This window comes from Scatolibacter rhodanostii, from assembly GCF_900197595.1.
In the GTDB taxonomy this organism is placed as follows: Bacteria; Bacillota; Clostridia; order Oscillospirales; family Acutalibacteraceae; genus Scatolibacter; species Scatolibacter rhodanostii.
In genome coordinates this window covers 46,668-65,816 of the sequence record NZ_FZLO01000003.1, presented here as the reverse complement: position 1 = coordinate 65,816, position 19,149 = coordinate 46,668, and the positions used below count along the sequence as shown (strand labels likewise).

Sequence of the window (19,149 nt, the reverse complement as noted above, 5' to 3'; positions counted from 1 at the left end):
ATGGTAGAAATAGCGACAAATACATGGCAGAAAATAAGAGAACGAATCACAACAAAAAAAGCAAAAAAAATGGCTGCCATCAGCATGCTCATTATTTTGATCTTCATGGGGATTTTGTCTGCTGTATTAATTGTGCCGGGCTTATTTGGTATTAAGGTTTTTGCAGTGGCAACAGGTAGTATGGAGCCTCTTTATCCCGTGGGCAGTTTGGTTTTTGCAAAACCGACACCACCAGATACAATTGATAAAGATGACTGCATTACCTATCAATTTGGCACTGAGACCATCACCCACCGAGTTATTCGGGTCAATCTTCAATCTGAAATATTTATAACACAAGGCGACCGTAACCAATATGAAGATATACCCGTCAAATTCGAAAATTTAATTGGAAAAACAGCACCGTTTAGTCTTCCGTTTTTGGGCTACTTTGTCATCTGGGCACATCAAATCAATTACTGGATTTTGATTTTAGCAGCAGGCTTGTTCCTGTCTGTTTTTGCCGGCCAAAAAATTTATTTGCTGTGGAAAAGGAGGAAAACATATGAGGCGCAATGTTAGAATCTTTGCCATTTCTTTGTTTGCTGTTATTGCCGTATTGTCACTGTCGGGCATTACATTGTCTAAGCTTGAGAACAAGCAAGATACTTCGGCAGAAAGCGGAAGTGCGAAAATAAAGGTAGTCTATCAAGATAAAGAGGAGAATAAGGCAGAAAATGAAGGAGAAGTCAAACCGGGACATTGGTATAAAGAATCTGCAGCTGTTATCAATGAGGGAAAAGAAGCTGTTTTTGTACGAGTAGAGCTGCAAATTGCGCAAATGGAGGGAGAAAATATTTTCCGTTTGGGCATGGCAGAAAATAATGGATTTGTCAGTTTGGATTCTAGTATTGTCAGTCCTGATAATAAAGCAGAATATTGGGAGAAGTCAGGGAACTATTACTACTATAAAAATCAAAAAACAGAAAACAAGTTAAAACCGGGCAAACAAACATCAGCGATTTACGAAGCGGTGCAATTAAATGAGAGCATGTCTGTGACAAAGCTTGCGAATCTCGGGGAGCATAGTATTATCATTTCTGTGGAATATGCAGATGAGCCGTGGAGCGAAGAATAAAAAATGAATTGAAAAAAATAATTAAAAAGCGTATAATAAAAACAAAAGTTAAAATTCTTTGAAATAATATTTTTTATGAGCATAAACAAAGGGAATATGCGGTTTTTCTTGACAGCACGTCTGCCTTGTGCTATCATAGTAGAGCCGCATATTTTGGGTTTTAAGAAGAATTTTTCTCACCCAAGAATAGCGAGATTAAATGCAGAAAGCAGGCTAGAACATGTTTGCAGTGATTGAAACAGGCGGAAAACAGTATAAAGTGCAGTATGGCGATGTTATTTATGTTGAAAAACTGAATGCTGAAGAAGAATCAGAAGTAAATTTTTCAGTGGTTGCCATCGGCGATGAAAACGGTATGAAATTTGGTACTCCTTATGTTGAGGGTGCAACTGTTACCGGTAAAGTTGTGAAAAACGGCAAAGCAAAGAAAATCACCGTTTTCACTTATAAAGCAAAGAAAAATTCCAAGAGAAAAATGGGCCATAGACAGCCCTATACAAAAGTGCAGATTGAAGCTGTAAATGCATAATGATTGATGTGAATTTTTTTGTTCTTCCCGACGGCAAAATCGAAGGTTTTGGCATTACAGGACATTCTGATTATGCAGAAGAGGGCAGCGATATTGTTTGTGCGGCAGTGTCTTCGGCGGCTTTTATGGCAGTGAATACCATAACCGATGTGCTTTTGACAACACCCAAACAATTACGGGCGCAAGATGGAGATATGTTTTTTCGAATCGAAATTAAAGATATTCCAATGTGCCGCATTGTCATGGAAGGGCTAAAAAACCATTTGCTATCATTAGAAGAACAATATGACGATTATATTCGTGTGAGCTATGTGGAGGTATAATAATTATGTTAAAAATTAATATTCAGCTCTTTGCACACAAAAAGGGCGGCGGCTCTACTAAAAACGGCCGTGATTCAGAATCTAAAAGACTTGGCGTGAAAAGAGCAGACGGTCAGTTTGTTTTGGCAGGGAACATTCTTGTTAAACAACGCGGCACAAAAATTCACCCAGGCAATAATGTGGGCAGAGGTTCAGATGACTCTCTTTTCGCTTTAGTTGATGGCAAAGTGAAATTTGAGCGTATGGGCGCAGACCGCAAGAAAGTCAGCGTTTATTCTGTCGAGCAATAAGCATATACATGATGATGTTTGCAGGACTCCTTTCATTCTTGAGGGAGTCTTTTTGCAATTTATCGGTAATTTAGCAGGCAGAAGTTCTGTTGATTGTAGAAATTGCAGAAAAATGGGAAATATAAAAGGTGACAGTATTTCTGTCGGTGGAGGAAATTTATGTTTATTGATATAGCCAAAATTCAAATTAAGGCCGGTGACGGCGGCGACGGTGCCGTAGCGTTTCACCGAGAAAAATATATACCGTCTGGCGGTCCTGATGGCGGCGATGGCGGCAAGGGCGGCAATATTGTACTTGAAGTAGATGACAACCTATCTACTCTGGCTGATTTCCGCTACAAAAGAAAATATAAAGCGCAAAATGGCGAGAACGGTAGAGGGAAGCGCTGTTTTGGTAAAAGTGCGCCTGATTTAGTCATTCGTGTGCCCAGAGGCACGATTGTAAAAGATGTGGAGACAGGCAGAATTCTTGCAGACATGTCTGAAAACGGAAATCAAATCATTGCCAAAGGCGGAAACGGTGGCTGGGGAAACACTCATTTTGCAACACCAACTCGCCAAACGCCGCGTTTTGCAAAACCGGGAACACCTGGACAAGCAATGGAAGTGCAGCTTGAACTTAAGCTTTTGGCAGACGTCGGACTGGTTGGTTTTCCGAATGTAGGAAAATCAACGCTGATTTCTGTAGTCAGTGAAGCTAAGCCGAATATTGCTAACTACCATTTTACCACGATTACACCTGTTTTAGGTGTTGTCAGTTTAAAAGGTGGCTTTTCTTTTGTTATGGCAGATATCCCCGGTCTAGTAGAAGGAGCATGGGAAGGTGTGGGCTTAGGACATCAGTTCCTCAGGCACGTTGAGCGTTGCCGCATGTTGGTGCATGTAGTTGATGTGGCAGGCAGTGAGGGCAGAAATCCTAAAGAAGATTTTGATATTATCAATAATGAGTTACGCAAATTTAATACGGAGCTTGCTGACCGGCCGATGATTGTCGTTGGCAATAAATGTGATTTAGCTGAAGATGAGCAAGTAGAAGACTTTAAAAGATATGTTGAAGAAAAGGGATACGAATTTTTCCCGATTATGGCAGCCATTCGAGACGGTGTCGACCCCATGCTCGATTGTGTTATGGAGAAACTCTCGAAGCTACCGCCAATTAAGGTGTATGAGACTGAACCGGAACCTCTCAAACCGGAATCAACCTTTGAGAGAGCTCCTGTTGAAATTGAATCACAAGACGGTGTTTACTTTGTAAAAGCAGATTGGCTGCTAAAACTCATGCCTACTATTCGCTTTGACGAAATGGATTCCTTGAACTATTTCCAAAACGTTTTAGTGCATGCCGGTGTCATTGAATCTTTGCGAAAAGCAGGAATTCAAGAGGGTGATACGGTCAATATCTATGACATCGAATTTGATTTTGTTGACTAGGAGGCAAGAATTTGGAGAAACTACTGGATGTGTCTGTTCCTTTAAAAGAAATGAGCCCGTTAGCGCTTGCCTTTTTAGGCGACGGTGTTTTTGATTTATTCGTGCGTGAGTTTTTAGTAGGGCAAGGAAATTGCCCAGTCAAGAAATTGCATGCTCGTGCTGTAGAAGTTGTAAAATGCGAAGCCCAATCGCGGTTTATCAAAGAAATTTTACTGCCAATCATGACAGAAGAAGAACAAGATGTTTATCGGCGCGGACGCAATGCGAAGGTGAACCATGTGCCTAAAAATGCACAGCTTGAAGATTATCACAATGCGACCGGATTAGAATCTCTTTTTGGCTATTTGTATTTAAAAGGAGATATCGACCGCTTGCGTGAATTTTTCAATAAAATTACAGCGCAGCTTTGAGTGTAGGTGGGGGATTAGAATGAAAAAGTCAAAAGTCAAACAATTCTTGCTAGATTTGCTGTATATCATGGCTGGTTCTACCGTTTATGCTTTGGGCGTTAGCGTTTTTACTGCACCTAACCACATTGCACCTGGTGGTGTAACCGGTATTGCAACGATGTTGAATTATTTGTTTGATACTCCCATCGGTATTATGGTTATCGTTTTAAATATACCAATTGTCTTGTGGGCTATTTTAGAAATTGGATATAAGCTAGTCATGAAAAGTATGATGGCCATTGCCATTTCTTCTGTGTTGATTGATGTGGTAGGAATGTTTATACCGCCTTATTCTGGAGATTCGCTTTTGACCGCTATTTTTGGTGGTGTATTAGAAGGAATTGGATTGGGCATTGTCTTTATGCGTGGTGCAACAACAGGCGGAACCGATTTGGTGGCACGCCTGCTGGGAAGACGTTTAAGACACATTTCTATGGGAAAACTAATGCTGGCCATTGATATAGGTGTGGTCACCATTTCAGGGTTTGTCTTTCAAAGTATCGAAAGTGCAATGTATGCTGGCGTAGTTATTTTTGTGTGTACCAGTTTAATCGATGCGATTCTGTATGGAACTGACATCGGAGCCGGCAAAACCTTCTATATCCTATCTCCCAAAACAAAAGAAATTGGCGACCGTATTATGAAAGAAATGGATCGTGGAGTGACTTATCTACAATCGAGAGGCGGTTATAATAAGCAAGAAGGTGAAATGCTTTTTTGTGCTGTCAGGCGATATGAAGTTTATAAAATCAACGAAATTATCCGTAGCATTGATCGAGATGCATTTGTAATTGTCGGTGAAGCGGGTGAGATTTCGGGAGAAGGATTTAAGCCGACTTCATCAGACGATAAATCGCTTAAGGAATTAATTCAAAACCGAGTAAAAAAGAAAGAGGCAAAAAATTAGGGCGCCTTTTGGCGCCCTTACTTGCTGCTCGCTTTGGTTAAAATTAGCAATCACCAGGTTTGTTGTTGTTATTGTTGTACTTGTTTTGATTCTGGTTATTTTGTGAATTTTGGCGATTTTTGTTTTGCGCTTTATTCTTGTTTTGATTTTGATTTTGGTTCTGGTTCTGATTTTGCTGATTGTTATAATTGTTGTTGTTCTGATTGTTTTGATTATTCTGGTTCATAATATCACCCCTTTCTATCTATTATTTTTGCACGGATAAGCCTAAAATATTCATAAAAGGTGAAAGCATGAATTTACCAAAAGATTTTTTGTTAAAAATGAAAGAAATGCTACAAGATGAGTTTGAGGAGTTTTTGTCCTCTTATGAACAACCTCGTTATAAAGGTGTACGTTTAAATTCATTGAAGTGTGATGAAGATACGCTGAAAAAAAGTTTGCCTTTTCATTTAGAGAAGTCACCATTTGCTGAAAATTTATTTTATGCCAAAGAAGAAAAAGTAGGACATTTAGCCGCGCATCACGCGGGTATGTTTTACGCGCAAGAGCCTTCTGCTTCATCAGCGGTGACCGTGCTCGCACCCGAACCCGGTGACAAGGTATTGGATTTATGCGCTGCACCTGGCGGAAAATCCACTCAAATTGCGGCTTGCCTGCAAGGTAAGGGACTCTTGTGGTCTAATGAAATTGTAACATCAAGAGCGAATATTCTTCTCTCTAATATTGAAAGAATGGGAATTCGTAATGCGGTGGTTTCAGCAGCTCACCCTGAAAAATTGTGTGAAGAACTAAATGGTTTTTTTGACAAGGTGTTAGTAGATGCACCTTGTTCAGGTGAGGGCATGTTCAAAAAAGAACCAGACGCTTTAACTGGTTGGAGCCAAAAAGCAGTGGAAGCTTGTGCGCTTCGGCAGCAGTCCATTTTGCAGTCGGCCGCTAAAGCTGTTAAAACAGGTGGGGTTTTGGTCTATTCGACCTGTACCTTTTCAAAAGAAGAAAACGAACAGACAATAGAAACCTTTTTGCAAGAAAATCCAGCGTTTGAAATAGAAGAAATTACGGTACCGTTTGGCAGAAAAGCTTTTGATATGCCTGCGCTTAGGGTTTTCCCTATGGACGGCGGCGAGGGACATTTTGTCTGCAAAATGCGTCATGTTGAAGAAAACTTAACTCGTGTATCTGGATTTTCAGTTGCACCAAGTCGACTAGAATTCGCTTTGGCAAAGCAACTGTGTGATGATATTTTGAAGACACAACCTACCGAAAGATTTTTCTGTCAGCGAGATAAAATTTTGCTCATTCCAAACGAAATGCCACAGACAAAAGGACTGAATATTTTGCGAGCAGGCGTTTTGTTGGGGGAAATGAAAGGGAAAAGAATCGAACCTGCCCATGCTCTTTTTATGAGTAGAAAAAAAGAGGACTGCTTTGTTTCACTCAATTTTCCAGCAGAAGATTTGTCTCTGCAAGCTTTTCTAAAAGGGGAAGAAATTGAATCAGAGAGTAAGGGATATACAGCTGTTTGCGTCAATAATGTGACGGTTGGATTTGGCAAAGCTTCTTGTGGCAGACTTAAAAACAAGTATCCAAAGGGTTTAAGGCTAAAATAATACTTACTTTTGCAGTTTTAGTGAGTTGCTCTTGCATTCAACTAAAGCGAGTGATATACTAAATAATAGAAGATTCATATTGGGTTGCTAAGTGATTTTGATAGGGAGGAAATGAAATGTTGGACATAAAAATTGAAAAGACAACTCATCCGAAGCCGAAACCGGCCGACGAGAGCAAATTGGGGTTTGGCAAGATTTTTACAGACCACATGTTTATAGCAAAATATAAAGACGGCGCGGGTTGGTATGATGCCAGTATCGTGCCGTATGGCCCGATTGAGCTAGACCCGTCTTTGATGAGTTTACACTATGGTCAATCTATTTTTGAGGGGCTTAAAGCCTATCGTGGCGTAGATGACGAGATTAGACTATTTCGTCCCGAGAAGAATTTTGCGAGATTAAATTATTCAGCTGAAAGAATGTGTTTGCCGCAAATTGATGAGGACTTTGCGTTAAAAGCACTGAAAGCTCTTGTGGATTTAGATCAAGAGTGGATTCCTCATGCAGAAGGTACCTCTTTATATCTGCGTCCGTTTATGTTTGGTACAGATCAATACGTAGGCGTTCATCCTTCCAGTGAAGTTTATTTCATGATTATTTGTTCACCTGTTGGTGCTTATTATCCTACCGGACTTGATCCTGTTAAAATCATTGTGGAAGACAAATATGTTAGAGCAGTTAAAGGTGGCACGGGCTATATCAAGACAGCCGCTAACTATGCTCAATCCTTAAAGGCACAGCAAGAAGCAGAAGAAAAAAATTATTCTCAGGTTCTTTGGCTAGACGGGATCGAGCATAAATATATTGAAGAAGTCGGCACGATGAATATTTTCTTTGTTTTTGAAGATGAAATTGTCACCCCGGCACTTAATGGTTCTATTCTTTCTGGCATTACAAGAATGTCTTGTGTTGATATGCTGAAAGAATGGGGGCTTCCTGTTGTTGAAAGACAGATTTCTATTGATGAAGTGATAGAAGGTTCACAGAATGGCCGCCTTAAAGAATGTTTTGGCAGCGGAACGGCAGCTGTTATTTCGCCTGTTGGAGAGTTGATGATTGGTGAGAATAAGCTCATATTCAACGACGGAAAAATAGGAGAGCTGTCACAGCGTTTATACGATGAATTGACGGGAATTCAATGGGGAAAAGTGGAAGACAAACTCGGTTGGATGATAAAAATCTAAAATGGTTTGAAGCTGGGAGAAAAAGATGATTAGAGAGTTGCTGCGTACAGATATGCCGGCTTTGTCAAAGTTATATCGAGTTTTTTGGGGAACAGATTCTGACTGTGATGAGATGGAACGGCAATTTGATGTTCTAAATAAAAACCCGGCTTATCTTTTTCTGGGATATTTTTCTGAAAGTGGACAATTGCTTGGTTCGGTTATGGGAATTGTCTGCGGTGAGTTATTTGGCGATTGCAAACCCTTTATGCTTCTTGAAAACTTAGCAGTAGACACAGAAGCACAGCGTATGGGAATTGGCAAATCGTTGGTTTCTGAACTAGAACGGCAAGCGGTTGAAAAAGGATGCCGACAAGTTATTTTAGTTACAGAAAAATCAAGAGAAGATGCTTGTCGTTTCTACGAAAATATCGGTTATGCAAAAGACAATACAGGCTATAAAAAGAAATTTAAACATGATATAGATAATAGCTGAGTGAATTAAAAAAACTCTTTGGTTTCAATTAAACCAAAGAGTTTTTATGCTGTAGACATCATTATCATTACGAATTAGTAGAGAATAAAACTCTGTTTTAGAAAAATGAGATTACAATAATATAAGAAAGCGAAATTAAATTTAGGGAATCTTTGTGCAGTTCGAATGTAGACAATCGGAATTCTACAATTTAATAATTGGCTGTGTATAATCGTTCCCACAAGAGCTAATTGTAGGAGAAGAGAGCGCATAAAGGTTGTCAGCGTTTGCCTCTAGCTCAAAAAGCATGAGTGCATCATCGCCAAGTCTTTTGAAATCGCTGGGACGTACCGCTAGAGGTAATGTCAGTTTCGCTTTTCGAATCAGAGTTTCACCTGTTTGATTCATACCCAGAACACGGATGTAGGGTGGTCTCTTCGGTAAATTAGACCGCAAACCCAAAAAGGCTGACATAACAAGTCGGCGGATTCGGGCATGAGAGTAACGTTTTGATTTAGTGAGAATATACACTTCTTCGAGTGATTTTGCCTTTTGAATAGAAGTAAACAATTTGTGTTCTAGGCCTTCGCTTATATCAGGTAAGGCGGCAAAGTCACTTCGAGTCATTTGCCGTAGACAAGCTAAAATGGCACGCTCAATAGAGTCGATTGTATGAGGGGCCTCACCACGGGAGATTAACTCTGTTAAAAGAGAAGCAGTATTCTGGGGAAGAATATTAGAAATGTCTTTTTCTTCTAATATATGTTGGCGGATTTCGCTGGCTGATAAAAATTCTCCGGCGAGGGCGGTCGTATCGTGACCGGCGCCAAGTCTTGCAATAGAAAGCGGTTTTAAGTCAGCAGAAAGGTTTTTGATTGCTTTTATATATTCAATTCCCAAAATATTATTGGGCTTTTGTAATATTTCGGCATACTTCTTGCCAAAATGAAGTAATAAGGTCTTTTCGCGGGTGGCAGCGAAACTGTTTTTCTGACTCTCCAGCTCCTGTGTAAGCATAGCTGCAAATCTTTTGGAAAGCAAGATACCAGCAGTTTCCTCTAGAATAACAGCGTTACCACATTCACTGCCAAATAAAAGTGTACCCGAAAGTCCAAGTGAATTTAGGATGCTTACCGCACCATATGCAAAATTTTCTGCACCGGAGCAAGCCCAAGGCAGTGGAAGCTCTAACACTAAGTCTGCCCCATTTTGTAGAGCAAGACGAGTACGACTCCATTTGTCTAAAATAGCTGGTTCGCCTCGTTGAACAAAGTTGCCGCTCATCACACAGACGACGGGAGCAATTGATTTAGCACGGGTAATAATTTCGCTATGACCGAAGTGTAGGGGATTGAATTCACAGATTATGCCGCAAAAATTTGTTGGTTCTGACATTTCCCTTAGAAACTCCTTGAATTTATTTGAGATATGTAATATTATAGTATAGGTTTGTAAGCGCTTTTATGCGTATGTTCTAATATTAACGCAGGATTGCTTTTCTGGCAAGTCTATTGCGAATAATTTCAGTTCTGGATGAAGGGATTTTGAGAATGAAAATTTTGGTTATCAATGCGGGCAGTTCTTCTTTGAAGTATCAATTAATTGATATGGAAAATGAAAGAGTGCTCGCCAAAGGCAATTGTGAAAGAATTGGCATGGAGGACGGCATCTTTACACATAAAACAGATGACGGCAAAGAGTTAAAGAAAACCGTGAATATGCCAGATCATACGCATGCCTTCATGCAAGTTAAAGAAGCGCTTGTAGATGCTGAATATGGCGTTGTGAAAACACTGTCTGAAGTTAAGGCTGTTGGCCATCGTGTTGTGCAAGGTGGCGCACAGTTCAGTGAATCTGTTTTGGTAGATGAAAGTGTTATCGAGGGAATTGAAAAGTTGATTCCTTTGGCACCGCTGCACAATCAAGCTCATGTGCAAGGCATTAGAGCTTGTATAGAAGTCTTTGGCAAGGATGTTCCTGAAGTTGTTGTTTTTGATACTTCTTTCCATGCTACCATGCCCCCAAAAGCATATATGTTTAATGTTCCTTATGAATATTATGAAAAATATGGCATTCGTCGTTATGGCTTCCATGGAACTTCTCACCGCTATGTAAGCCAGCGTTGCGCAGAACTTATGGGAAAAGACAGCAAAGACCTAAAAATAATCACTTGTCATTTGGGTAATGGTTCTTCTATTACTGCTATCGAAGGCGGCAAAGTCATTGATACTAGCATGGGTCTGACACCGCTTGATGGATTTATGATGGGAAGTCGTACCGGAACACTGGATCCCTCTGTTGTTACCTTTATTATGGAAAAAGAGGGTCTGTCTCCAAAAGAAATGGATATAGTCATGAACAAGAAGTCTGGTATGCTGGGTATTTCAGGCATTTCAAGTGACGATAGAGACGTAACTGCTGCTGCAAAAGCAGGGGATGCTAGAGCACAGCTGGCACAAGATATTTTAGAATATCAAATCACTAAATTTGTTGGTGGTTATATGGTAGCCTTGGGCGGCTGTGATGCAATTGTGTTTACTGCTGGTTTGGGAGAAAATCAAGCGCACCATAGAGAAGTTGTTTGTAACGACTTTAAATTTATGGGTCTAAAGCTGGATAAGGAATTAAACAAACAGACAGTAGGCGGTAGAGAAGGTAAAATTTCCACACCAGATTCTTCTATTGAAGTGTTTGTTATTCCAACAAACGAAGAATTGGTTATTGCAAGAGATACCAAGCGTATTGTTGAAACAATTTAACATTATTTTTTAATATAAAGCTACTGAAAGGCAGAACCGGAATTTTTATTTTGGTTCTGCCTTTCAGTTTTTACTTATAACAGAGATGAAAAATAAAATAATAAAAGTGACTTCTCGTAAGATATCCTCACAAGAAGTCACTTTTATTAGGAACAAATTAAGTAAGCTGAAATTATTTAGCAGCTTCAGAAGAAACGAGTTCAGAACTTGCATCTGCTTTAGAAGTATCATCTGCTTTGCTTGTGTCTGATTTAGCAGAAGCGTCTTCAGAAACAGCTGAGCTGGTAGAAGCTGTAGAAGCAGTGGAGGAGGAAGCGTCTTTTTTGTCGCCGCCGCAAGATGCTAAAGAAAGAACCATCATAGCTGCCATCATAGTTACAAGAATTTTTTTCATTTTTAAGACTCCTTTTCATACTTTCCATAATCACTTATTTTGCAATAGAGCAATAACTCTTTGCTACGAGAGATAGTTTAGTACAAATATATTACGAAGTTTTGGTGTAAAAATTACGAAAATCTTAAGAAAAATTTATTTAGATTAAACATATCTACTATTTATTGTTAAATGTTGATAAAATATAGAAACATGCACAACAAGTTTTTTTATTGTAATTAATTGTAACGCTGTGAAAAATATAACTAATAATATAGAATAAATTGGGATTTAGAAAAATGACTGTTGTATTTGTCAGATTTATAGTATATAATGAGATAACAAAATTGTTACAGTTTTAGGCTATACAGGTTTTTCTCCTGAAAATAGTAATAAACAGCAGAAAAATAAGAAGAAAAAGAAAGCAGAACCAGTCCTTTTTGAAATAGTTTATTTTCTGCTATCTCATAAAATGAAAATATAATATGAATTTATTTGTAGTCTGAGACCGTTATAATCCATTTAAATAAGAATTGAGATGAAAAGCGAGGCGGTAAAAAACATGAAGAAAACAATTTTATCACGGGTTTCTATTATGCTTGTGTCTTTGTTGCTTGTTTCGACAATTACAGGCTGTACAGTAGGAGAGAAGGAAGACGTATCTACAGGAGAGTCGTCAGGGCCAACTGTAATTGATAACCGCGAAAAGGAATCTAAAAAGAGCAGTTCATCATCTTCAGCGGAAAAAAAGGTTTCTAAATCAAAAAGCACTGCTAAGACATCTAAAGCAGAAGAGAAAGCTTCTACGGCAGAGGTTATCCCTGTTGCAGAACAGGTGCAAACCATTGAAGAGTATACCTTTCAAGAAGCAACAGATACTCAGGTGGCAGATGTTAACACAGAAGCTAGAGAGCCTCTCGGTGTAGCTGAATTGGCAGAGGGCGAATCGGTAGATCCCCCCAAAGAAGTAGAACAACCAGTGGCTTCTGAACCGGAAAAAGAACCTGAAACCGAGGAATCACAGGCAGAATCTAAGCCTGAAAGCAAACCCGAAGTATCTTCTCCAACACCGTCTGCTCCAGAACAAAAAGCAGATTTGCGTGTGAGTGATAAAGTAACAAACACTCTGAATTTAAGAGAAGGTCCCTCTATCACAGACCTAGTTATTGATTCGTTGCCTACCGGAACTCTATTGACTTCGTTGGGGCTAGATACGAGTGGAAATTGGTATAAAGTTGAGACGAGTAACGGCACAGTGGGCTATGTCAGTGCAGAGTTTGTAATTAATTTAAACGATGAATTGGAAGAAGAAACACCTCCGATAGAATCAGAGCCTGAAGAAAATGCAGGAGAGAATTCGGAAGAAACTCCAACAACCGTAAATTTGACTTTAAAGACGACAGATGCTTTAAATTTAAGGAAGGGTCCATCTACTTCTGACGAAAAAATACTGACGCTGGCTCAAGGCGCAATATTGACAGCAACTGAACTTTCAGCAGATAAGAAATGGTATAAAGTAAAAACTGAGAGCGGCAAAGAGGGATATGTTTCTGCAGAATATACAAAAGAGTATATTGCTGAAGAGACTCCTAAAACACCTGAAACAGAACAGCCTCAGCCCCAAGAACCAACTCCGGGAAATTCTAATGGGGGAACAAATCAAAAGAAAGTCACCATTTCAACTTCTGGTGCAACAATAAGCCAATATCGTACTCTTTACATAACAGGAAATATCCAAGGTTCTACAACGGGAATCAGCTGGGTAAGTGATAACCCTGAGATTGCAACCGTTACTGCATTTTCACAAGATGCGGGTAAAGCATTGATTTATGCGAAATCAACAGGATCTACGACTATTCGTTTGAAAGATGATGCAGGCAATGTGGGAACAGTCGCCATCAAAGTGCAAAATCCAGAAGCGGTACGTTTCACCTATGCAGATTCTAACACACCGTCTTCAGGAAGCACATTTAATCTTATTGCCGTGACAGATACTGGGAAAACAGCAGTTAAATTTGACATTTCTGGTCCTGATGGCAACACTTCTTATGAATCCTCAAGTGTGAGCAGAACAGAAACACAAGGACCAAATACGGTAAATGTATTTAGTATTCCGGTCTCCTTTGATACAGCCGGAAATTATAGTGTAGTTGTCTCTTCACGTGTGGGCAGCAACGGTTGGAATGCTTCCTCTGCCCAAAATACGTTCAAGATCGTCAGCACGACAGATGAAACCACTACTTCACGTGATTCACGCGCTGCTAGTTCTAAGATAATTAATTTTATTGCAGCACGTGAGGGAGCAAGCTCAGAAGCGTATATCGATTTAATTGGCACAGGTGCTCCTTTGACAGTTGGCTATGGTATTGTTGTCAATGATAAATCGACTTTCTATAATAATTTGACAGAAACAGAATTAAAAGCTTCTTTGACAGCTTCAGTCAATAATGGCGGCTATGTTTCTGCCGTTGAGAATTATCGCTCTCGCTATGATATCGCCATGAATCAACAACAGTTTGATGCTTTGGTTAGTTTTGCTTATAATCTAGGTGGCGGTGTATTTAAGCTAGACTATGAAACCTTTAGAGTAATAAATAATGCAACTGCCTTTAACGGGGCAACAACAGGCACCCTAAATGTTATTGATTTGCCTCTCTATGCAGAGACATCTACAACATCGAAGAAACTTGCCAATGTTCCCAATGGGACAAAAGTTGAAGTGCAAGGCTCTGCGGTAGTGGATATTCGCCTTTCATCTAGTTCTAGTGTTTCACAGCGTTGGTATCAAGTGAAGTATAACAATCAAGTTGGTTGGGTACAAGCTGGCGGTGTGAACATCGGCGGAGCAATTGATTTGCAGTATATAGATGAGCAAATGCTTGGTAGCAATTTGTTGCAGTGGAATATAGCGAACGGTTCTAGAATTGTTGGTCTTGTAAAGAGAAGAGTAGCCGAAGCTAAAATTTTCTGCTATGGCGGATACGATGCAAGCTATGACAATGCTTTTAATCCAGGATTTGATATTCCAAAGGGTTTCACCTATAATGCATCTGGTGAGACTGGAAGTTGGGCATTGGGATAAATTATAAAGTTATTGAGTTGAAAAAAGCAGGTTGCTCTGAAAAGAGCCCTGCTTTTTTTGCATTAGGAGCAGTATGACAAAAATATAGACTTTTCTAGAAAAACATGCTATACTATTCTGCATAATAAGCATTGTGGAGTGATTTGTTTGGATTTTAACGCATTTGAAATTGTCAAGGACAAACTGGCAGAAGTATTGACAGCTCAAGGTTTTAGCGAACCAACCCCTTTAGAAGATGAAAAAGGGAAAGCCGTTATCTTTGTTACAGAAGATGTGGCATATAGTCTTTTATATAATCAAAAGGGCAAGCAGTTTTTCTTGCGTTCAACTTCTTTGAATGCGGATAAAAAACCAGGAGATTGGCGCAATCTTTCGACTTGGCTTTTTGATGAGGCAGATGGAACTCGTGCCGATATTGAAAGCATTGCCAATGACTTTTTAGAAGTTGTCAGCGGACCAAAGCGAGTGGAACTCGTTCAGCAAAAGAAGAAAAAAACAAAAGACGATCGTAGCATTGACCCTTTATTTTTTATTAACCGCTTAGCTAATATTTTCCCAGAGCTAAAAGAAGATATTAGAAACGAGCGCATTACCTATGGGCAAATTCGTTTTGCTACATTTGCAAAAGAAAAAGTGGCACCGTTGTGTGATGCTTTTGTCATAAAATATAATGGTAGCTCGTTGTTTGATAAATTGTGCGATTTATTTTCTGATATGTATGAGAATGGAGATATGGATGTACGTTCCATTTTAACAATTTCTATCTTAAACGCTGTGAGCAATGAGGCAATTGAAAAGGTTTCTGAAAAAGTTTCTGAAGAACTAAAAACAGAATTAAAATATACTCGAAAATTGATAGGAAAAAATATTAAGCCTGAAAAAAAGAAAAAAGAAAAAAAGGTTGTTGACCGACTAGACAAATGATTCTGCTGCTAAGAATTTGCTGCCCTGCTTGTTGAAAGTGCAAGTAGGGCAGTGAGTTTCTATTTTAATGACAATTTAGGATTATATCACAAGATAATTAACCTTTTATTTATATAAATGTAATAATTTCCTTGTATAATACTAATTTAGACATTGTTATCGAATGGTTTTCTTTTATTGAGATATAGACATTTACATATATCGGGCATATTTTTAAAAGCCATAGGGTAAAATAAAACGAGAAGATAGAGCTTGTTTGTATATTGTTGTATTGAAAATAGATTGTCGACAAGAAAGGATTGCAAAGTATGAAGGAAAAAGTTTTATTTGTGTCTCACACAAGTAACTTTGCAAAATTTAATTTACCTTATATGAAATGGTTTAGGGACAAAGGATATGAAGTTCACTATGCTTCTGCCGGAGAAGAGCCTTTACCAGAGAATATTTGCTGTGATAAGGAATATAAGATTCCTTTTAATCGCTCTCCTTATCATATGGATAATGTGAAGGCGTATAAACAATTAAAAAAAATTATAGAAACCGAAAAGTATGAAATTGTGCATTGCCATACGCCAGTAGGTGGTGTTGTGACAAGACTGGCCGCAAGAAATATGCGTAAAAGCGGTACTAAGGTCTTATATACGGCACATGGATTTCATTTTTATCAAGGAGCACCTAGACAAAATTGGATGCTTTACTATCCTGTTGAAAAATTTTTGTCAAGGTACACCGATTGTATAATTACACTGAACCAAGAAGATTATCAGTTGACGTTTGACAAGCATTTTAAGGCTGGTAGTGTATATAAAATTGATGGGGTAGGCGTTGATTTAAAGCGGTTTTCTATGGTAGATGAAAGTCGTAAGAATTTACTTCGCGAAAAAAATAATTTGTCACCAAACGATTTTGTGCTTATTTATGTTGCTGAGTTTATTCCCAGAAAGAATCACGAACTATTATTAAATGCCGTATCAAAATTGAAAGGGAGAATTCCAAATCTAAAGCTGCTGCTTGTGGGTACGGGCAGAGATTGGGAGCTATGCAAAGAGCGTGCCAATACATTAGGCATTGCAGATTGTACAAGATTTCTCGGCTATTGTAGAAACGTTGATGAACTGTGTGCCATGTCAGATGTTTTGGTTTCTACCAGTTGGCAAGAGGGTCTGCCTATTGGCGTGATAGAAGGAATGGCCTGTGGGCTGCCGATTGCCTGTACAAAAATTAGAGGACAAATAGATGTAATTCAAGATGGCGAGAACGGCAGGCTATATATGCCTGGTGACGTAGACGACTGCCAAGATAAGATTTTTTCTCTTTATGAGAATTTGCCGGAAAGACAAAGAATGGCTAAGAATAATATTCGTGATGTACAGCGATATTCGCTTGAGAATGCGCTTGTGCGTATGGAAGAAATTTACACGCCATATATGAGCCATACATGAAAGGCAGATATTTAAAGTGATATCAGTAGTTGTACCTATATATAACAGGAAAGATAAAATTGAACAGGCAGTGAACTGCATTCTGGCGCAGACAATACAGGATTTTGAACTGATTTTAGTGGATGATGGATCTACGGATGGTTCAACAGAAATTTGCGGTCAGCTTGCAGAAAAAGATAAACGAATAAAAGTGATTTATCAAAAAAATGGCGGTGTTTCTATGGCAAGAAATGCTGGCCTTGCCTATGCAACCGGAGAATGGCTCGTCTTTATGGATTCTGACGATGCGGTAAAACCGGATATGTATGAAAAAATGCTCGCCTCTGCTCAAAAAAATCAAACTGATTTGGTTGTGTGTGGGATTTCAAATATACTTTTTGATGCCAACGACAAAAAGGTGCGAGAAGAAGTGATTACAGAAGCAGACAGTGTTCTTGCAAATAAAGATGCCTGCGTGCAAAAAGTCTTGTCGTTGCTGCGAAGTTCACTCATCCACTCTCCGGTTAATAAGCTTTATAAAATGAGTATTATTCGCGGACATGACATTTCTTTTTTACCCAATATTTCATTGGGCGAAGATTTGATTTTCAACTTAGAATATTTAAAATCAGTACAGAGTATTGCTTTTTTAGAGGAACCATTATACCTGTATAGAGCAAGCCAAACAGATGGTTTGGTATCTGCCTATCGAGCCGATAAACATCAAATTATGACTACGTTATATCAACATGTTCTTGATTACATTGGGGCACAAGACGTGCAAACGCAATTGCCTTTATATAAAAAGGAAGCAGAATTTCTGTATATAAAATGGACTTATTCGTGCTTTATTGATTTATTTAAACCAGAGTGTCCGTTTAGTTACAAAGAGAAAAAAGCATATATTGGCCATATCTTGGCGGTTACTGGCGTGCAAAACGCAGCGAAATCGCATATCCGTTCAAATGGGTTTTCTGGCAAGTTAGCAAGGGCAATTTATGGCAATAAAATAACGATTGTGGCTCATTATAGTAGATTCATGTATTTGATGAAATTTCGTTTTGGTAGTCTTTATAACCGATTGCTGACAAAATTTCGTAGTCATAAACAAACTGGATAACGGATAGAAATAAACAAATACTGAACGTATAGAGCTTTATTTAAAGGACTGGGAGAGGAAACTTTATCAGTATGAATGAAAAAAAGAAAATCCTTTTTATGACCAATCATTTGGATTTGGGTGGAGTAGAGAGGGTAATCCTTGACATTGTCAATGGCATGGATTCTGAAAAATTTGATATTACGCTTATATGCCTTTTTCGATATGAGCCTCAAAAATTTGAGATTGCCGAACACGTAAAAGTCAAAAAAATATTTGGGTTTTATTTTAAAGGCTTTTCTGCTTTGTTATCACATTTTCCACAAAAATGGCTTTACAAGTGGATTGTGCGTGAAAAATATGATTATGAGGTGGCTTTTCAAGCGGGAGAACCGACTCTCCTTTTGGCGCATTCCAAAAACAAAGAAGCACCTAAATATTGTTGGGTGCATGGGTTGGACATGACAAATCCCGAAGCCAATGATTGCTACGACAAAATTATATTTGTGGGACAGGCCGTTAAGGAACATTATCAGCACCTGTTTGCCAATCAGGACAAGTTGTTGGTGCGGTATAATCCGATGGATTTTACCCAGATCACAAAATTCTCTGAAGAAGCAGTGGAAGAAAAACCGTCCGATGTACCTGTCTTGTGTGCTGTTGGCCGTTTGAGCGAGGAAAAGGGATTTTTGAGGCTCTTATCAGCAGTAAAAAAGCTTTGTGAAAGTCATTATCCGGTTCGTCTTTGGTTGGTGGGAGATGGGTACCAACGAGAAGAACTTGAGAAATTTGTTGAAATGAATCAGTTGCAGTCCGTTGTAAAGTTTTGGGGTTTTCAAAAAAATCCCTACAAATTTTTGAAGAGAGCAGATTGCTTTGTTTGTTCTTCTTTTATAGAAGGTTTTAGTGTGGCAGCAAGTGAGGCACTTTTTCTTGAGAAACCGATTGTGACAACAGATGTGTTTGGCATGGCCGAATTAATCGCTGATAGTGAAGCTGGTATTATCACAGAAAATTCTGAAGACGCTTTTTATAACGGCTTAGTGCAAATACTAACAGGGAATAATTTGGACAAGTATACTCAAAATGCCAAAAAGAGAGCCAGTGCCTTTTTTGGTCAGCAAGATAGAATAAGAGGGATTGAAGAATTGTTTCAATAGTCATTCAGGCTGATGAAATAGCGAGATGAATGAC

Annotated in this window: 20 protein-coding genes and 1 other annotated feature; of the genes, 17 read left to right on the top strand and 3 right to left on the bottom strand. The window is 38.9% G+C overall.

The genetic code is table 11. The features are described from left to right. From CS931_RS07805 to CS931_RS07770, 8 genes are all read left to right on the top strand, one after another. Complete coding sequence (locus CS931_RS07805; RefSeq protein ID WP_099205224.1) at nt 1-561, top strand: signal peptidase I; 561 nt, start codon at nt 1-3, stop codon at nt 559-561. Further along, complete coding sequence (locus CS931_RS07800; protein ID WP_099205223.1) at nt 545-1,117, top strand: hypothetical protein; 573 nt, start codon at nt 545-547, stop codon at nt 1,115-1,117. The genes CS931_RS07805 and CS931_RS07800 overlap by 17 nt, the downstream gene beginning before the upstream one ends. Nucleotides 1,118-1,249: 132 nt before the next feature. Then, nucleotides 1,250-1,324 (top strand) — a sequence feature (ribosomal protein L21 leader region). Between the two features lie 13 nt (nt 1,325-1,337). Beyond that, entirely contained in the window at nt 1,338-1,646 is a 309-nt protein-coding gene (gene rplU / locus CS931_RS07795) for a 50S ribosomal protein L21 (protein ID WP_099205222.1), read from the top strand. Then, the gene (locus CS931_RS07790) at nt 1,646-1,969 is read left to right on the top strand and encodes a ribosomal-processing cysteine protease Prp (protein ID WP_099205221.1); all 324 of its coding nucleotides are present in this window, start codon (nt 1,646-1,648) and stop codon (nt 1,967-1,969) included. Before rplU ends, CS931_RS07790 begins: the two co-directional genes overlap by 1 nt. Nucleotides 1,970-1,974: 5 nt before the next feature. After that, nucleotides 1,975-2,259 (top strand): 50S ribosomal protein L27, encoded by a 285-nt coding sequence (gene rpmA, locus CS931_RS07785; RefSeq protein ID WP_099205220.1) that lies wholly within the window; start codon nt 1,975-1,977, stop codon nt 2,257-2,259. Nucleotides 2,260-2,418: 159 nt separating this feature from the next. Next, nucleotides 2,419-3,690: a GTPase ObgE gene (gene obgE, locus CS931_RS07780; protein ID WP_099205219.1), complete on the top strand. Its 1,272-nt coding sequence runs from the start codon at nt 2,419-2,421 to the stop codon at nt 3,688-3,690. Nucleotides 3,691-3,701: 11 nt separating this feature from the next. Next, entirely contained in the window at nt 3,702-4,100 is a 399-nt protein-coding gene (locus tag CS931_RS07775; protein ID WP_306341534.1) for a Mini-ribonuclease 3, read from the top strand. 19 nt (nt 4,101-4,119) lie between these two features. Continuing rightward, nucleotides 4,120-5,046 carry a YitT family protein gene (locus tag CS931_RS07770; protein ID WP_099205218.1) on the top strand — a complete coding sequence of 309 codons (927 nt, stop codon included), beginning with the start codon at nt 4,120-4,122 and terminating at the stop codon, nt 5,044-5,046. Nucleotides 5,047-5,089: 43 nt separating this feature from the next. Here CS931_RS07770 and CS931_RS07765 read toward each other — a convergent pair whose 3' ends face one another. Further along, nucleotides 5,090-5,272, bottom strand: coding sequence for a hypothetical protein (locus tag CS931_RS07765; protein WP_099205217.1), 183 nt, complete (start codon nt 5,270-5,272; stop codon nt 5,090-5,092). Nucleotides 5,273-5,339: 67 nt separating this feature from the next. Between CS931_RS07765 and CS931_RS07760 the strand changes: the two genes are divergently transcribed. From CS931_RS07760 to CS931_RS07750, 3 genes are all read left to right on the top strand, one after another. Beyond that, complete coding sequence (locus tag CS931_RS07760; protein WP_099205216.1) at nt 5,340-6,659, top strand: RsmB/NOP family class I SAM-dependent RNA methyltransferase; 1,320 nt, start codon at nt 5,340-5,342, stop codon at nt 6,657-6,659. A 119-nt stretch (nt 6,660-6,778) separates the two neighbouring features. Next, a complete protein-coding gene (locus tag CS931_RS07755) occupies nt 6,779-7,843 on the top strand; it encodes a branched-chain amino acid aminotransferase (protein ID WP_099205428.1) in 1,065 nt (354 codons plus the stop codon). A 25-nt stretch (nt 7,844-7,868) separates the two neighbouring features. Then, nucleotides 7,869-8,318, top strand: a complete 450-nt coding sequence (locus tag CS931_RS07750; protein WP_242964936.1) for a GNAT family N-acetyltransferase — start codon at nt 7,869-7,871, stop codon at nt 8,316-8,318. A gap of 183 nt (nt 8,319-8,501) precedes the next feature. Here the strand turns inward: CS931_RS07750 and CS931_RS07745 are convergent, their stop codons facing one another. After that, nucleotides 8,502-9,692 carry a tRNA(Met) cytidine acetate ligase gene (locus CS931_RS07745; protein WP_099205215.1) on the bottom strand — a complete coding sequence of 397 codons (1,191 nt, stop codon included), beginning with the start codon at nt 9,690-9,692 and terminating at the stop codon, nt 8,502-8,504. 155 nt (nt 9,693-9,847) lie between these two features. Between CS931_RS07745 and CS931_RS07740 the strand changes: the two genes are divergently transcribed. Beyond that, nucleotides 9,848-11,056 carry an acetate/propionate family kinase gene (locus CS931_RS07740; protein ID WP_099205214.1) on the top strand — a complete coding sequence of 403 codons (1,209 nt, stop codon included), beginning with the start codon at nt 9,848-9,850 and terminating at the stop codon, nt 11,054-11,056. Between the two features lie 172 nt (nt 11,057-11,228). Here CS931_RS07740 and CS931_RS07735 read toward each other — a convergent pair whose 3' ends face one another. Then, nucleotides 11,229-11,450 carry a hypothetical protein gene (locus tag CS931_RS07735; protein WP_099205213.1) on the bottom strand — a complete coding sequence of 74 codons (222 nt, stop codon included), beginning with the start codon at nt 11,448-11,450 and terminating at the stop codon, nt 11,229-11,231. Nucleotides 11,451-11,991: 541 nt separating this feature from the next. On the opposite strand from CS931_RS07735, the gene CS931_RS07730 reads away from it, so the two are divergent. The 5 genes from CS931_RS07730 (at nt 11,992) to CS931_RS07710 (ending at nt 19,115) form a co-directional block, all read left to right on the top strand. Continuing rightward, complete coding sequence (locus CS931_RS07730; protein WP_159459771.1) at nt 11,992-14,511, top strand: SH3 domain-containing protein; 2,520 nt, start codon at nt 11,992-11,994, stop codon at nt 14,509-14,511. 147 nt (nt 14,512-14,658) lie between these two features. Continuing rightward, nucleotides 14,659-15,435, top strand: coding sequence for a DUF7674 family protein (locus tag CS931_RS07725; protein ID WP_099205211.1), 777 nt, complete (start codon nt 14,659-14,661; stop codon nt 15,433-15,435). Nucleotides 15,436-15,743: 308 nt separating this feature from the next. After that, nucleotides 15,744-16,877, top strand: a complete 1,134-nt coding sequence (locus CS931_RS07720) for a glycosyltransferase family 4 protein (RefSeq protein ID WP_099205210.1) — start codon at nt 15,744-15,746, stop codon at nt 16,875-16,877. Between the two features lie 16 nt (nt 16,878-16,893). Further along, nucleotides 16,894-17,976 carry a glycosyltransferase family 2 protein gene (locus tag CS931_RS07715; protein WP_159459770.1) on the top strand — a complete coding sequence of 361 codons (1,083 nt, stop codon included), beginning with the start codon at nt 16,894-16,896 and terminating at the stop codon, nt 17,974-17,976. Nucleotides 17,977-18,047: 71 nt separating this feature from the next. Next, nucleotides 18,048-19,115: a glycosyltransferase gene (locus tag CS931_RS07710; protein WP_099205208.1), complete on the top strand. Its 1,068-nt coding sequence runs from the start codon at nt 18,048-18,050 to the stop codon at nt 19,113-19,115. Nucleotides 19,116-19,149 lie beyond the last annotated feature (34 nt).

Bases quoted from the DNA above. Each gene is read 5' to 3' on its own strand.
- CS931_RS07805 (WP_099205224.1), top strand. From the start codon at position 1: ATGGTAGAAATAGCGACAAATACATGGCAGAAAATAAGAGAACGAATC.
- CS931_RS07800 (WP_099205223.1), top strand. From the start codon at position 545: ATGAGGCGCAATGTTAGAATCTTTGCCATTTCTTTGTTTGCTGTTATT.
- rplU (WP_099205222.1), top strand. From the start codon at position 1,338: ATGTTTGCAGTGATTGAAACAGGCGGAAAACAGTATAAAGTGCAGTAT.
- CS931_RS07790 (WP_099205221.1), top strand. From the start codon at position 1,646: ATGATTGATGTGAATTTTTTTGTTCTTCCCGACGGCAAAATCGAAGGT.
- rpmA (WP_099205220.1), top strand. From the start codon at position 1,975: ATGTTAAAAATTAATATTCAGCTCTTTGCACACAAAAAGGGCGGCGGC.
- obgE (WP_099205219.1), top strand. From the start codon at position 2,419: ATGTTTATTGATATAGCCAAAATTCAAATTAAGGCCGGTGACGGCGGC.
- CS931_RS07770 (WP_099205218.1), top strand. From the start codon at position 4,120: ATGAAAAAGTCAAAAGTCAAACAATTCTTGCTAGATTTGCTGTATATC.
- CS931_RS07765 (WP_099205217.1), bottom strand. From the start codon at position 5,272: ATGAACCAGAATAATCAAAACAATCAGAACAACAACAATTATAACAAT.
- CS931_RS07760 (WP_099205216.1), top strand. From the start codon at position 5,340: ATGAATTTACCAAAAGATTTTTTGTTAAAAATGAAAGAAATGCTACAA.
- CS931_RS07750 (WP_242964936.1), top strand. From the start codon at position 7,869: ATGATTAGAGAGTTGCTGCGTACAGATATGCCGGCTTTGTCAAAGTTA.
- CS931_RS07745 (WP_099205215.1), bottom strand. From the start codon at position 9,692: ATGTCAGAACCAACAAATTTTTGCGGCATAATCTGTGAATTCAATCCC.
- CS931_RS07740 (WP_099205214.1), top strand. From the start codon at position 9,848: ATGAAAATTTTGGTTATCAATGCGGGCAGTTCTTCTTTGAAGTATCAA.
- CS931_RS07735 (WP_099205213.1), bottom strand. From the start codon at position 11,450: ATGAAAAAAATTCTTGTAACTATGATGGCAGCTATGATGGTTCTTTCT.
- CS931_RS07730 (WP_159459771.1), top strand. From the start codon at position 11,992: ATGAAGAAAACAATTTTATCACGGGTTTCTATTATGCTTGTGTCTTTG.
- CS931_RS07720 (WP_099205210.1), top strand. From the start codon at position 15,744: ATGAAGGAAAAAGTTTTATTTGTGTCTCACACAAGTAACTTTGCAAAA.
- CS931_RS07710 (WP_099205208.1), top strand. From the start codon at position 18,048: ATGAATGAAAAAAAGAAAATCCTTTTTATGACCAATCATTTGGATTTG.